Consider the following 13,544-nt stretch of genomic DNA (forward strand, 5'->3'; position numbering starts at 1 on the left):
GCTGTGATACCGGCCCTGGCGAAGCGGACGCCGGCATCAGACCGCCTTTCCCAGCGGCGCCGCCTCCACCGCGGACAAGGGGAAGTGGCAGGCCACCTGATGGGCCTCTGTACCACAGGGCTCCAGACTCGGCGAGGTGCCTCGGCACAGCTCTGTTGCATAGGGGCAGCGCTGATGGAAATGGCAGCCGCTCGGGGGCGAGATGGGTGAGGGAACGTCCCCGGTCAGCAGGATGCGCTGGTTGCGCCTGCGGGGATCCGGCACCGGGATAGCCGAGATGAGCGCCTGGGTATAGGGGTGGCGCGGGCTCAGGTAGAGTTGCTGGGCCTCGGCCAGCTCGACGATCCTTCCCAAGTACATGACCGCAATCCTGTCCGAGATGTGTTTGACCACAGAGAGATCGTGGGCGATGAAGATGATGGCCAGATTCATCTCCCGCTGCAGGGTGAGCAGCAGGTTCACTATCTGGGACTGCACCGAGACGTCCAGCGCCGACACCGCCTCGTCGCACACCAGCAGTTTGGGCTTGAGGGCGATGGCGCGGGCTATGCCGATGCGCTGGCGCTGGCCGCCGGAAAACTCGTGAGGATAGCGATCCACCGCACTCTTGGGCAGTCCCACCTTGTCCAGCAGCTCCAGCACCCAGCCGCGTCGTTGCGCTGTGCTGCCTTTACCGTGGATGATGAAGGGCTCTTCCAGGATCTGGCCCACTGTGTGGCGACCGTTGAGGGATTCTGCAGGATCCTGAAAGACTATCTGCATCTCCTGGCGCAGGGATCGCATCTCCCCGGGTGACAACCGGGTGATGTCGCGCCCCTCGAAGCTTATCTGCCCCGCCGTGGGTTCAAACAGCTTGAGCAGGGAGCGCCCCAGGGTGGACTTGCCGCAGCCGGACTCCCCCACCAGCCCCAGCGTCTCCCCCTGCTTGAGATCGAAGCTGATGCCATCCACCGCATAGACGGTGTAGGGCTTGCGCAAAAAGCCGCCACCCATCTTGAAGTGCTGCTTCAAGTCTCTGACCGACAACAAGGTGCTCATCGCCGCCGCTCCTGTCCATCCAGGTAAAGAGCCGACATAGCCCCTTCCCGATTGCTGAGGTGCTGCTTCAACTCCCGTACCGACAACAAGATGCTCATATGCTCAACTCCTTCCAGTGGTGGCAGGCCACAGCGTGGCGCTCGCTCAGCTGCTCTGTCACCGGTATGGTGCCCACGCAGATCTCGGTGGCGTGGGGACAACGGTTGGAGAAGCGGCAGCCCGCCGGCATCTCGTGCAGGGCGGGCACCTGGCCCTTGATGGTCTTGAGCAGGCTCTTGGGCACGTCTTCGAGGCGCGGGATCGAGGCCATCAGACCATGAGTATAGGGATGGCGCGGGTGGTCAAACAGCTCGAAGATGTCGGCCCGCTCCACAGCTCGGCCCGCATACATCACCACCACCTCGTCGCACAGCTCCGCCACCACCCCGAGATCGTGGGTGATGAAGATGATGGCCATGCCGGTCTGGGCCTGCAGCGCCTTCATCAGATCCAGTATCTGGGCCTGAATGGTCACATCCAGCGCAGTGGTCGGCTCGTCGCAGATGAGCAAATCCGGCTCGCAGGCAAGCGCCATGGCGATCATCACCCTCTGGCGCATGCCGCCGGAGAGGTTGTGGGGATAGACGGCGAAGCGCTGGGCCGGCTCCGGGATCCCCACCTTCTGCAGCATGGCAATGGCGGCCTCCCGGCGCTCGGCCTTGCTGAAATCGGGCCTGTGCAGGCTGAACACCTCCATCAGCTGAGTCCCGACCGTTTGCACCGGATTGAGCGCCGTCATTGGCTCCTGGAAGATCATGGAGATGCGGTTGCCGCGCACCTTGTACATCTGATCCGGCTGCAGCGACAGCAGCTCCTCCCCCTGAAAGCGGATGGAGCCCGCCACCACCTGACCGTGGGGCCTGGGCAGCAACCCCATGATGGCCAGCGAGGTGACACTCTTGCCGCAACCTGACTCACCGACGATCCCTAGGGTCTGGCCAGGGGCGACCTTGAAGCTGACCCCGTCGAGCACCTTTATCTTGCCGTCGTCGACGCTGAACTCCACCTCGAGATCCCGCACCTCCAGGATGGGGCCCCTGCCCTGACCGTTATCAGCGGTGAACTTCCCCCCATTGTCTCGGACGTCGAGGATGGGGGACTGTGTCTCTGCCATCGCCTCCCCCTTCTCAATGATGCGCATAGGTCTTGTCGATCAGGGTGACGGGAGCGAGCGACTCACCCGCTTCCTTGGCCTTCCGGGTCTCTTCCTGCACCTTGGGATCGAGCCAGAGCAGGCCGCCACTGCTGTGGGGGTAGCCATCCATGGGCCAGTAGAGCAGATCCGGGGTGTTACGGGTGGCGGGCACCTCCGGCAGCATCACGTGGCGCCAGCTGCTGGCCCGCACGTAGTTGAGCTGCACCCCGGGCACGAAGATGGCGAGGTCATAGATGCGCTGCTGGATCTGGCGGGAGATCTCGGCCCGCTTGGTCATGTCGAACTCGACGTTGTAGGCATCGATCAGGGCGTCCAGCGCCTTGTCGGCCACGTTGAACAGGTTGTTGGTCTGGGGCTTGTTGGCGTTGGCCGAGTGGAACGACTCCCAATATTGCGGATAGAGACCGCCGCCCCCCCAGCCGAGCCAGGCCGCCTCGTGCTTCTTCTCCAGCATCACCTTGAAGCCGGTGGCCCCATCCACCAGGTTGAGCTCCAGATCCAGGCCCGCCTTCTTGGCCTCTTCTTTCAGCACGGTCAGCCGCTTGGAGTGCTCCTGGCTGGTGTAGGTGAGGGCCAGGGTCAGCCGCTCCCCCTTGTCATTTTGCAAGATGCCGTCCGGCCCCGGCTTGTTGTAGCCGCCCTTTGCGAAGTACTTCCGCGCCTTGGTGATGTCATAGGCCCGCTCCGGCAGCGCGATGTCGGTGAATTCGCCAAAGCCCGAGCCGAAGGTGGTGGCCCTGTCATAGTCGCCGTGCAGCACTGTCGCTATCATCTTGTCCAGGTTCATGGCGTGCTGGATGCCCAGGCGCACATTCACATCCGCCAGCTTGGGGTTGGCCACATTGAGGTGCACCCCCTGCCCCCCCTGCTTGGTGTCTGTCATCGCCATCACCTTCTGCACATAGCCCTTCTTGTATTCCGGGGTCACGGCTTTTTCATGCCACCAGTTGGGCAGTATCATCTCGAAGGTATCTATCTCTCCCTTGAGGAAGTGGCGGAAGGCGATGTTGTGATCCCGGATCACCTGCACCTTGATGCGGTCGATGTTGAATCTGTGCTGGTTGTAGCGATCCTGCTGGGCCCACCAATCCTTCTGCTTGCTGAAGGTGATGGACTTGCCCTTCTTCACCTCGCTCATCACATAGGGGCCCGTGGTCGGCACCACAGCCCAGTTGTACTGCTTCACCCAGTTCGGGCCCATCTTGTAGTAGTGCTTCGGCTGGGGCCACAGCTCCGTGGTGTTGAGGAGATCCAGCCTGGCCTTGCGGCTGCCCGCCTTGACCAGGATGGTGTGATCGTCAATCTTCTCCACCGCCACCACCTCCGTGGTGTAGTAGTTGTTGAACCAGGGCCCCTTGATGTCCTTGGAGCGCATCATCTCGTAGCCGAAGGTGTAGTCGTCGGCGGTGACGGGCTTGCCGTCAGACCATTTGGCGCGGGGATCCAGCTTGAAATAGACGGTCTGGCTGTCCGATGCTATGGCCCAGGCGCTCGCCAGCGAGGGAATGGGATTGCCTGTATTGGGGTGGAAACTGATGAGCCTCAGCTGGTTGTCCAGGATGAAGGAGCGGAACGAGCCGTTGGAATCGGGCCCCACGGTGCGAAACGTCAGCGGAAAGCTGTCGATGAAGAGGTTGAGGGTGCCGCCGGGCTGCGCCTTGGGGGAGGCAAACACAGGGTCTGTGTCGTTGGTCTCCCACTTGAGATCCGCGGGCAGGCTGGCGGCCCACACCCAGGATCCGTTCACCAGCACGAAGAGAGCACCTATCCATTTGATTTTATTTTTCATGTTTGACTTCCATGTCATGCCCCTGCACCGGGGGCGTCTCAATTAAGGGTTGGATACCCAGGGCCCTGAGGCGCGCCCCGGGTCACTGATAACGGGTAAACTTGCGTGGATCGAACGCCTCGCGGATCGCCTCGCCGATGAAGGAGACCATGATCAGCACCAGGCTCACCGCCGCCACCACAGAGCTGACGATCCAGATCGCATCCAGGTTGTTGATCCCCTGCGAGAGCAGCTCCCCCCAGCTCGGGGTCGGCGGGGCCAGGCCGAAACCCAGGTAGTCCAGCGCCGTCAGGGTGGAGATGTTCCCCACCACGGCGAAGGGGGCCAGGGTGACTATCATCATCAGGGTGTTGGGCAGTATGTGGTTGAAGATGATCCGTTTGGTGCTCGCCCCTTGGGCCCGCGCCGCCATCACATAGTCCCGCGCCCGCTCCTTGTAGGTGAGGGTGCGCATGTACCAGGTGATCCCCATCCAACCGAACAGCACGTTGATCCCCACGAAGAGGCCGAAGTTCGGCTTGGCCAGCGACACCAGTATCATGATGACGTAGAGGAAGGGCACCTGGGACCAGATCTCGATAAAGCGCTGCAACACAAGGTCAAAGCGCCCGCCGAGGAAGCCCATCATGCAGCCGATGCTGACCCCGATGACATAGCTCGCCACCAGGGTGATGAAGGCAAAGCCGATGGCGATACGAAAGCCGTAGACCAGGCGCGCCAGCACGTCGCGACCGCTGGTGTCGGTGCCGAGGAAGTGGCGCTCCGTGAGGCTGGGAGCATAGGGCGGGTAGGCCTCCTCCTTGAAGTCCTGCTCATAGGGGTTCCAGGGCACCAGAGGCAGCAGCACCCAGTCCCCTTTTCCCGCTTCTGCGAAGCGGGCTTGCAACTGGCGGTAGTTGGTCTCGTACTCGTAATCGAGCCCGAACTGCTGGCCCGGGATCACGTCGCCATAGGTGGGAAAGTAGAGCTCTCCCTGATAGCTCACCGCCAGCGCCCGGCTGTTGACCAGCAGCTCCGCCAGCAGGGAGATGACCACCAGGACCGAGAAGATGACAAAGGAGTAGTAACCGCGCTTGATCGACTTGAAGCGCTTGAGTTTTTTCAGCGTTACCGGGTTCAGGTTCATGGTTATTCTCCAAACCGCACGCGAGGGTCAACCAATGGGATGGCAACACAGATATCGGTGGCGATAGGGCGCACAGTTAAACTGGCCGTGACTGGCGAAAGATGACTCATGCTCAGTCTCCAAACCGTACGCGGGGGTCAACGAGGGCAACACAGATATCGGAGACGATATTGCCCACCAGCATCAGCATGGAGGTGATGGCCAGTATGCCCATGACGGTGGGGTAATCCCGCTCGACGATTGCCTCGTAGCCGAGCAGACCTATGCCGTCGATGTTGAAGATGGTCTCGATGAGGAAGGAGCCGCCGAAGAAGACGGTGAGCACGGACCCCAGGTGACTGGCGATGGGGATAAGGCTGTTGCGCATGGCGTGGTCGGTGACCGCCTTGCGAAACGGCAGCCCCTTGGCCACGGCGGTGCGCACGTAATCCGCCGACAGGTTCTCCATCAGGCTGTTCTTCATGGTCATGGTGAGGATGGCAAAATCCCCGATGGCATAGGCGATGAGCGGCAGCAGGGCGTGGGCGAAGAGGGTACGGATCTGATCCCAGCTGCTCTCCATGGAATCGAAATCGTCCCCCGGGAAGCCCCCCATGGGCAGCCACTCCAGGTGGAAGGCGAAGACGGTGATGAGGAAAATCCCCACCACATAGGCGGGTAGCGCATAGGCCATGTAGATGAGCATGGAGCTCAGGGAATCGAAGCGGCTGTTGTGCCTGAGGGCCTTGGCCACCCCGAGCGGGATGGAGACGGCGTAACTCAGCAGGAAGGTCGCCAGCCCGAAGAAGGCCGTCACCGGCAGTCGCTCCTTGATGAGATCCCACACCGGCTCGTAGTAGCGGGTCGACTCCCCGAGATCCAGCACCGCCAGCTTCTGCAGCCACTCCCAGTAGGCGATCAGCATGGGCTTGTCGAGACCGTAAAAGGCCTTGAGCTCCTCGATCTGCTCATCGGAGAGCGCCTGCGCCCCCTTGCTGCCGCTGGAGCGACCTGTCTCGTTCTGCGAGACCTGTGCCTGCAGCAACATGCGCTCGACCGGGCCGCCCGGCACGAAGCGGGTGATGGTGAAGACGAGCAGGGTGATACCGAGAAACGTCGGGATGATCAGAAGCATCCGACGTAAGAAATACGACAGCATGGTGGAACCTCGTCCTTGTTGTTCTTTTATGGTCAGTCACATCCGGTGACCGGCCTATGCTTCCTGGCATTACTCACTGAATTGACTGGTATTGGCAGACAATCCCGCTCGGCCACTGTAAAAGCTCTGCAACAAAAATCAAGTAGAACTAAGCCCATCGATCGTCAGTGAGGTCCGCAGCATAACTCACCGATGTTTTTTTCCAAAAAATCCAACTTCAATATAAAAAACTGCTACGCCTTCTCATTTAACTTGTTTTTAATTATTAAAAAATTAATTACACGACCGTTTGAAATTCAAAAAATACAAATAAAAACATACAGATAAAATCAAACGCCCTCTCATCTCATTTTACCTATTAAAGAAGAGGGAAATATCCTCCGGCCTGAACCTGAACTGAAATCCCCCTAGCACCGAAGATAGATTTAAATACTGCAAAAATGTCATTCCACGATACCGAGGTCATGGCGACAGGCGGTTTATCGATAAGTTCAAAACTAATCAATAAAATGGGGAAATACAAATTTAACAACATATTTACATGAGCATCCGCATTCTTTACGGAATAAAACGCCAAAAAAATCGCCTAAATCCTGCACAGTCTTCTAATTCCCCTTCCAGTCACCATCCTGGCCACTCCATTTGACGTCAATCATCAAAGCTTGATAAGCCTTACGCACCGCTCCAACGAGGGCGGTAAGGGAAGCAAACAAAAAAACAATCAGGAAGGATACTAACGATGCTTAGGAAAAGCAGACTCTCTGCTGCCGTAGCGTTTGCCTTGGCGAGCGCGGCAGTTGTGGTCACCCCTGCCCTGGCCGAAGAGGGCCAGAACGTCGAAAAACTGCAAAAAATCAAGGTCACCGGCTCGCGGATCTCCCGGGTCGATGTGGAAGGGTCCACCCCTGTCGTCTCGGTGACCAAGGCCAAGATCGAAGCATCGGGTCAGCAGACCGTCGCCGATTACCTCAAACAGGCCTCCTACAACTCCTTCGGTGGCGTCTCCCCGGCCTCCGGCAGCTCCTTCCAGTCCCAATCCACCGTCGGCCTGCGCGGCCTGGGCTCGGAGCGCACCCTGGTCTTGCTGAACGGCAAGCGGGTGGCAGGCTCCCCCACCATGGGTGGCACCTCCATCAACCTCAACACCATCCCCATGGCCGCCGTTGAGCGGGTCGAAGTCAACCTGGATGGCGGTTCGGCCATCTATGGTTCCGACGCCATCGGCGGTGTCATCAACGTGGTGCTGAAAGAGGGCTATGAGGGCCTGACCTTCCAGGGACGCCTCGGCTCACCGACCGAGCCGGGCGGCGATGAAGCCAGCGGCTCCGTCGTGGCGGGCGTCAACGGCGAGAAGGGCTCGCTGATGGCGGTCTACGAGCACGACAAGAAAGACGTCGTCTATGCCCGGGATCGTGACTATCTCGCCAAGCAGGGCAACGACGCCCCCAGCGCCTACGGCCGCAACGTGGAGGGAATTACCGGCCTCGATGCCAACGGGGATCCCATCTGGAAATACGGCCCCCTGGCCGGTGCCACCAATGCCGACGGCAGCTGCAAGGAGCCCTTCATCGGCTTCGAGGGCGGCTGCAACTTCAACTACGGTCAGGTCGCGGCCACCACGGCCTCCCGCAGCCGTGACACCCTCTATGTGAACGGTCGCTACCACATCAACGACAATGTCGACTTCGTGCCGCAGATCATCGGCTCCCGGGTCGAGAGCTTCGGCCGCTTCGCCCCCGCCGCCGGCGCCTTCGCCATAGACCCGTCCAACCCGAACAACGCCCAGTTCTTCGCCGATAACGGGCTGGACGCCGCCGCCACCCAGGGTCTGGGTGAGGCCGCCTACGCCTACTACCGCTTCAGCAACGTCGGCCCCCGTGACAACTATGTCACCGACATGACCGGCAGCCTCAACCTCGGCTTCGAGGGCACTGTCACCACAGAATCCGTGGGCGACATGCAGTGGAACGCCGGTTACATGTACTCCAAGACCGACAACAAGGAGAACGGCACCGGTTACGTGCTGCAATCCGCCGCCCAGCAGGCCATCGCCGACGGCAAGTTTGTCGGGGGCGAGTTCGATCCCAAGAGCACTGCCGCCATGGCCGCCGACACCAGCCGCCGCTCCACCATGGACTTCTACCAGTGGTACGCCGGTGTCCAGTGGGACATGGGTGAGCTGCCGGCCGGTCCGGTCAGCTGGTATGCGGGCGCCGAGTACAACGACTGGGTCTATGCCGACAAGTACGATGCCCAGTCCGAGGCCGGCAACATCATAGGCTCCTCCGGCAACTCCTCCGGCGGGGTGCGCGACGTCACCGCCGCCTACATCGAGTCCCTGGTGCCCATCACGGATCAGATTGAGCTGAACCTGGCCGGTCGCTTCGATGACTACAGCGACTTCGGCAGCGCCTTCTCCCCCAAGGCGAGCCTGCGTTACCAGCCGCTGGACAACCTGATGCTGCGCACCTCCTGGTCCCGCTCCTTCCGAGCCCCCAGCCTGAGCGATCTCTACGCGGCTGATTCCTACTCGGCCGACTGGGCCAAGGACTATGTCTACTGCGAGGCCAACGGCATCTCGGCGGCGGACTGCCCGAACCGCCAGTACGACACCACCCGTACCTCCAACGAGGAGCTGAAGGAAGAGACGGCGGACACCTGGAACTTCGGGGTGGCCTACAGCCCGCTGGATGACCTTAACCTCTCCCTGGACTACTACACCATCAAGATCGAGGACGTGATCCAGCTGAACTCCCTGCAGTCCGTCATCTATGACGAGCTGAACAACGGGGGCTCCAGCAACATCACCCGCAACAGCCAGGGCAAGATCAGCGGTGCCATCGCCCCCATGGTCAACCTGGGGACCCTGAACACCAGCGGTCTGGATCTCAAGCTGGATTACCGCTACGACCTGACCTCCGCCACCATCCGCTATGACCTCGGCGGCACCTACATCCTTGAGTACAAGGAAGGCCTGTACGCCGGTGGCCCCGTCATCGACAAGATCGGCCAGAACGGTCTGCCGCAGATGCGCTTCAGCACCGGCGTGGGTGTCAACGTGCCCCAGTGGTGGAACATGGATACCTACCTGAGCGCGAACTACATCGACTCCCAGAGCCAGGACTACATCGCCGACACAGGTGAGGAAGTGGGCCACATCGCGTCCCAGACCACCTGGAACCTGAACGTCGGCGTGGATGCCCCCTGGAACGGCAAGATCCAGGTCGGGGTGAAGAACATGTTCAACGCGGGTCCGTCCCTCGAGAGCGATGGCTTCACCTATGACGAGGAGCTCTACAGCATCGACGGTCGCATCTACTACCTCGACTACGCCCAGAAGTTCTGATCCACCAGGAAAGTGACGAGCCGGCCCCCTCGGGCCGGCTCTGCCCAAGGTTCCAAGGAAGTCACGGAGATAGGGTAATCCTATGAAAACAAGGACTATTACAATGAAGAAAGCGCTCCTCGGCAGCCTGGTTTCGGCTGCCCTGCTGACCAGCTTCAATCTGAGTGCCGCCTCTGCCGGTCAGGCAGTGGACGCTCAAGCCGCCACCGACAATGCCTCCAAAGTGTCCCAGCAGAAGATCGACAGCTACGCCGAGTCTGCCGAATCCGCCCTGGCCCAGTACAAGGCCGCCCTGCGTCAGGTCGACAGCCTGCGCACCTACAACGAGCAAGTGGGCAAGATGGTCGACTCCCAGAGTGCCGAGCTGGCCTCGATGCAGCGCCAGATAGCCCAGATCGATCAGACCAGCACCGAGGTGGTGCCCCTGATGCTCAAGATGATCGACTCCCTCGATCAGTTCGTCGCCCTGGACTTGCCGTTCCAGAAGGTCGAGCGGGAGGACCGCGTGGCGGCCCTGACCGACCTGATGAATCGCGCCGACGTCACCATCTCCGAGAAGTACCGCAAGATCCTCGAGGCCTACCAGATCGAGGAGGGCTTCAGCCGCACCATAGAGTCCTACAAGGCCAGCCTGGACAAGGACGGCGGCGAGAAGACCTACGAGTTCCTGCGGGTCGGCCGCATCGCCCTGCTCTACCAGTCCCCGGACGGCAACGAGACCGGCATGTGGAACAAGCAGACCCGCCAGTGGGAAGAGTTGCCCCAGGAGTATCGCAGCGCGGTTGAACAGGGCCTTCGCATCGCCAAGAAGCAGGCGCCTCCCGCCCTCATCAAGCTGCCGGTTCAAACTGCGGAGAAAGCATCATGAAAGGAATCAAAGTCGCCATTGCCTCCCTGATAGCGGGAGCCACCCTGATCACCCTGCCGGTGACCGCCGCCGAGAAGCCGGTGGATCTCAATGCCCTGCTCAATCAGGTCAAGGCCGCCAGCACCAGCGAATCCCAGCTCAACAAGGAGCGGGAGGCCCGCTTCCTGGCTGACAAGAACGAGCAAGGGGCCCTGCTCGCCAAGGCCAAGGCCGAGCTCGCCGCCGAAACCGCCAAGGGCGAGCAGCTCAAGGCCACCTTCGATGCCAACGACAAGCAGCTCACCGAACTGACCGAAACCCTGCGCCAGCGTTCCGGCAACATGGGCGAGATGTTCGGGGTACTGCGCCAGTTCGCCGGCGAGTTCAAGGGGATCTTCAACGCCTCCGCCCGCCGGGTCGAGCACCCCGAGCAGACGGCCCTGCTGACCCGCCTGGCGGAGAGCAAGGAGCTCCCCTCCAGCGACGATCTGACCGCCTTCTGGACCACCACCCTCGGCCGCATGGTGGACGGTGGCAAGGTGAGCCAGATCCCGGCGACCGTGGTGTACGGGGAAGGCAACCAGGCCGAGAAGACGGTGACCCAGATAGGCGAGTTCAACACCGTCTCCGAGGGCAAGTACCTCACCTTCGTGCCTGAGACCGGCAAGTTCGAGCAGCTCTCCCGCCAGCCGGACAACGCCGTGCTGGAGCCCATCGCCCAGTTTGAGCAGGGCAACGGCGCCGTCGAGCCCATCTTCATCGACCCGTCCCGCGGGGTGATCCTCTCCCTGTTGGTGCAGTCGCCGACCTTCAAGGAGCGCGTCGATCAGGGGGGTGAAGTGGGTTACGTCATCATGGTGCTCGGCGTGCTCGGTACCTTGCTGGCCATCTTCTGCGGCCTGCGCCTGTCGATGATAGGCAGCGCCATGCGCAAGCAGCTGAAATCCGATCAGATCGTCAAGGGCAATCCCATAGGCGAGATGCTGGGGGCCTATCAGTCCCACCGCGGTGACAACATAGAGGATCTGGAATCCAAGCTCGACGAGATCATCCTGCGCAACGTGCCCAAGTTCGAGAAGGGCATCAGCATCATCAAGCTGATCGCCTCGGTCGCACCGCTGCTGGGCCTGCTGGGTACCGTAGTGGGGATGATAGCCACCTTCCAGGCCATCACATTGTTCGGCACCGGGGATCCCAAGCTGATGGCGGGCGGCATCTCCGAGGCCCTGGTCACCACCATGCAGGGTCTGGTGGTCGCGGTGCCCATGCTGTTCCTCTACACCATAGTGCAGACCCAGAGCCGTCGTCTCATCCAGGTGCTGGAAGAGCAGAGCGCCGGTTTCGTCGCCCGTTATCAGGAACGTCTGCACGCCGCCAAAGCCGCAGCCTAAGGAGTCACCCATGTGGTTCTGGTTGATTGAAGAAGTCGAGTCGGTCCGCCGGTTTCTGGGATTGGGGGGCGACGTGCTGGTCGCCCTGTTCTTCCTGACCCTGATGATGTGGGCCCTGCTGCTGGAGCGCTGGTTCTACTTCATGGCGGTCTACCCCCGGCAGGTGAAGCAGACCAAGGCGACCTGGATTGCCCGCAGCGATCACCTTTCCTGGTCTGCCAAACAGATCCGCCGCGAGCTGGTCTCCCGGGTCGCCATGGCGGTGGACAAGGGGATGCCGGTCATCAAGGTGCTGATCGCCCTCTGTCCGCTGATGGGGCTGCTCGGCACCGTGGTCGGCATGGTGCAGGTGTTTGACACCCTGGCCATCACGGGCACGGGTTCCCCGCGGGCCATGGCCTCGGGGATCTCCAAGGCGACGGTACCGACCATGGCGGGCATGATTGCCGCCCTTTCCGGCCTGTTTTTTGTCAACCAGCTCGATCACAAGGCCAAGTTGGCGGTGCAGAAGCTGGAAGACAACCTGAAACACGGCTGATGCAGGATGCACTCCCCCGGCCGGGCACTGCCCGCCGGGGCACAGAACAAGCAAGGAGTTTTTGCCATGAGAAAACGTCACAGCGACAGCGGTGCCGATGAGGCGGCTATCGATTTGACCCCCATGCTGGACATAGTGTTCATCATGCTGATCTTCTTCATCGTCACCACCTCGTTCGTCAAGGAGTCCGGCGTGGAGATCAACCGCCCGAGCGCCAGCACGGCCGAGACGGTGAAGAAGGGGAACATCATGGTCGCGGTCCGCGAGAACGGCCAAGTCTGGGTCGACAAACGGGTCGTCGAGGTGGGTGCCGTGCGTGCCAACATCGAGCGGCTGCGGGCGGAGAACCCGGAGAGCGCCGTGGTGATCCAGGCCGATACCGAGTCCCGTTCCGGGCTTGTGGTCCAGGTCATGGATCAGATCCGCATGGCCGGTGTCCAGAACATCTCCATCGCGGCGAGCAAGAGCAGCTGATGCCGGAGCGAGCACCATGAGATACCTGATAGCGATAGCTGTCTCCTGTGTGGTGGTGTTCTTCCTGTTTCTGGGAATGAACAAGCTGATCACACCGGATCACCGGGAGCTGACGGAGAGAGAAGACGTCACCATGACCGACTTCATTCGCCTCAAGCCCCAGGAGACACTGCAAGAGAAACAACGGGAACTGCCCAAGCCGCCGCCCCCGAACCGCCCGCCTCCCCCACCCGAGATGGAGGTGGCGAGCACCGACAGGCCCAAGATGGATAGCGCGCCCATGGACATGCCCAAGCTCGACCTCCCGGTCAACATCGGCGGCGGCAACGCCCTGGGTGCCTACAGCACAGGGGGCGGTGGCGGCGGCATGGGCGGCAACAACGGCGCCATGCCCATGGCGACCTTCGAGCCCATGATGCCCCGCAAGGCGGCGCTGGCCGGCCTCGCCTCCGGCAAGGTACTGGTGGAGTTCACCGTGACCGAGCGCGGCACCGTCAGCAACATCCGGATCGTCAAGGAAGAGCCCCGCAGCTACGACCTCGGCAAGGAGGCACGCAAGACCATAGCCAAGTGGACCTTCAAGCCGGCCATGGTGGATGGCAAGCCCCAGGCCAGTCGCATGCAGCAAGAGATCGAGTTCGCGGTCAACTAAGGAAGGTGGC

At 61.3% G+C, this 13,544-nt stretch carries 11 protein-coding genes; 6 read left to right on the top strand and 5 right to left on the bottom strand.

What is annotated here, in order from left to right; all coding sequences use genetic code 11:
* Positions 1–36: 36 nt before the first annotated feature.
* The 5 genes from Aeroheme_RS16285 to Aeroheme_RS16305 all read right to left on the bottom strand — a co-directional run bounded on the left by Aeroheme_RS16285 (position 37) and on the right by Aeroheme_RS16305 (position 6,286).
* On the bottom strand, positions 37–1,038 hold the full coding sequence (locus Aeroheme_RS16285) for an ABC transporter ATP-binding protein (RefSeq protein ID WP_163154355.1): 1,002 nt from the start codon (positions 1,036–1,038) through the stop codon (positions 37–39).
* A 94-nt stretch (positions 1,039–1,132) separates the two neighbouring features.
* On the bottom strand, positions 1,133–2,191 hold the full coding sequence (locus tag Aeroheme_RS16290; RefSeq protein ID WP_411166205.1) for an ABC transporter ATP-binding protein: 1,059 nt from the start codon (positions 2,189–2,191) through the stop codon (positions 1,133–1,135).
* Positions 2,192–2,204: 13 nt separating this feature from the next.
* On the bottom strand, positions 2,205–4,022 hold the full coding sequence (locus Aeroheme_RS16295; protein ID WP_411166206.1) for an extracellular solute-binding protein: 1,818 nt from the start codon (positions 4,020–4,022) through the stop codon (positions 2,205–2,207).
* Positions 4,023–4,104: 82 nt separating this feature from the next.
* The gene (locus Aeroheme_RS16300; RefSeq protein WP_408849382.1) at positions 4,105–5,148 is read right to left on the bottom strand and encodes an ABC transporter permease; all 1,044 of its coding nucleotides are present in this window, start codon (positions 5,146–5,148) and stop codon (positions 4,105–4,107) included.
* A 112-nt stretch (positions 5,149–5,260) separates the two neighbouring features.
* Positions 5,261–6,286 (bottom strand): ABC transporter permease subunit, encoded by a 1,026-nt coding sequence (locus Aeroheme_RS16305; protein WP_106887695.1) that lies wholly within the window; start codon positions 6,284–6,286, stop codon positions 5,261–5,263.
* 739 nt (positions 6,287–7,025) lie between these two features.
* On the opposite strand from Aeroheme_RS16305, the gene Aeroheme_RS16310 reads away from it, so the two are divergent.
* The 6 genes from Aeroheme_RS16310 to Aeroheme_RS16335 all read left to right on the top strand — a co-directional run bounded on the left by Aeroheme_RS16310 (position 7,026) and on the right by Aeroheme_RS16335 (position 13,534).
* On the top strand, positions 7,026–9,632 hold the full coding sequence (locus Aeroheme_RS16310; protein ID WP_411166207.1) for a TonB-dependent receptor plug domain-containing protein: 2,607 nt from the start codon (positions 7,026–7,028) through the stop codon (positions 9,630–9,632).
* 103 nt (positions 9,633–9,735) lie between these two features.
* Positions 9,736–10,500: a DUF3450 domain-containing protein gene (locus Aeroheme_RS16315; protein ID WP_106887697.1), complete on the top strand. Its 765-nt coding sequence runs from the start codon at positions 9,736–9,738 to the stop codon at positions 10,498–10,500.
* Complete coding sequence (locus Aeroheme_RS16320; protein WP_411166208.1) at positions 10,497–11,870, top strand: MotA/TolQ/ExbB proton channel family protein; 1,374 nt, start codon at positions 10,497–10,499, stop codon at positions 11,868–11,870. Before Aeroheme_RS16315 ends, Aeroheme_RS16320 begins: the two co-directional genes overlap by 4 nt.
* Positions 11,871–11,880: 10 nt before the next feature.
* Positions 11,881–12,408, top strand: a complete 528-nt coding sequence (locus tag Aeroheme_RS16325) for a MotA/TolQ/ExbB proton channel family protein (protein WP_411166209.1) — start codon at positions 11,881–11,883, stop codon at positions 12,406–12,408.
* 66 nt (positions 12,409–12,474) lie between these two features.
* Positions 12,475–12,882 (top strand): ExbD/TolR family protein, encoded by a 408-nt coding sequence (locus Aeroheme_RS16330; protein ID WP_005327075.1) that lies wholly within the window; start codon positions 12,475–12,477, stop codon positions 12,880–12,882.
* Between the two features lie 16 nt (positions 12,883–12,898).
* Entirely contained in the window at positions 12,899–13,534 is a 636-nt protein-coding gene (locus Aeroheme_RS16335) for an energy transducer TonB (protein WP_411166210.1), read from the top strand.
* Positions 13,535–13,544 lie beyond the last annotated feature (10 nt).

Origin of the sequence: Aeromonas sp. DSM 116730, from assembly GCF_046581335.1 — a bacterium.
Taxonomy (GTDB): Bacteria; Pseudomonadota; Gammaproteobacteria; order Enterobacterales; family Aeromonadaceae; genus Aeromonas; species Aeromonas rivipollensis.

Bases quoted from the DNA above. Each gene is read 5' to 3' on its own strand.
- Aeroheme_RS16285 (WP_163154355.1), bottom strand. From the start codon at position 1,038: ATGAGCACCTTGTTGTCGGTCAGAGACTTGAAGCAGCACTTCAAGATG.
- Aeroheme_RS16290 (WP_411166205.1), bottom strand. From the start codon at position 2,191: ATGGCAGAGACACAGTCCCCCATCCTCGACGTCCGAGACAATGGGGGG.
- Aeroheme_RS16295 (WP_411166206.1), bottom strand. From the start codon at position 4,022: ATGAAAAATAAAATCAAATGGATAGGTGCTCTCTTCGTGCTGGTGAAC.
- Aeroheme_RS16300 (WP_408849382.1), bottom strand. From the start codon at position 5,148: ATGAACCTGAACCCGGTAACGCTGAAAAAACTCAAGCGCTTCAAGTCG.
- Aeroheme_RS16305 (WP_106887695.1), bottom strand. From the start codon at position 6,286: ATGCTGTCGTATTTCTTACGTCGGATGCTTCTGATCATCCCGACGTTT.
- Aeroheme_RS16310 (WP_411166207.1), top strand. From the start codon at position 7,026: ATGCTTAGGAAAAGCAGACTCTCTGCTGCCGTAGCGTTTGCCTTGGCG.
- Aeroheme_RS16315 (WP_106887697.1), top strand. From the start codon at position 9,736: ATGAAGAAAGCGCTCCTCGGCAGCCTGGTTTCGGCTGCCCTGCTGACC.
- Aeroheme_RS16320 (WP_411166208.1), top strand. From the start codon at position 10,497: ATGAAAGGAATCAAAGTCGCCATTGCCTCCCTGATAGCGGGAGCCACC.
- Aeroheme_RS16325 (WP_411166209.1), top strand. From the start codon at position 11,881: ATGTGGTTCTGGTTGATTGAAGAAGTCGAGTCGGTCCGCCGGTTTCTG.
- Aeroheme_RS16330 (WP_005327075.1), top strand. From the start codon at position 12,475: ATGAGAAAACGTCACAGCGACAGCGGTGCCGATGAGGCGGCTATCGAT.
- Aeroheme_RS16335 (WP_411166210.1), top strand. From the start codon at position 12,899: ATGAGATACCTGATAGCGATAGCTGTCTCCTGTGTGGTGGTGTTCTTC.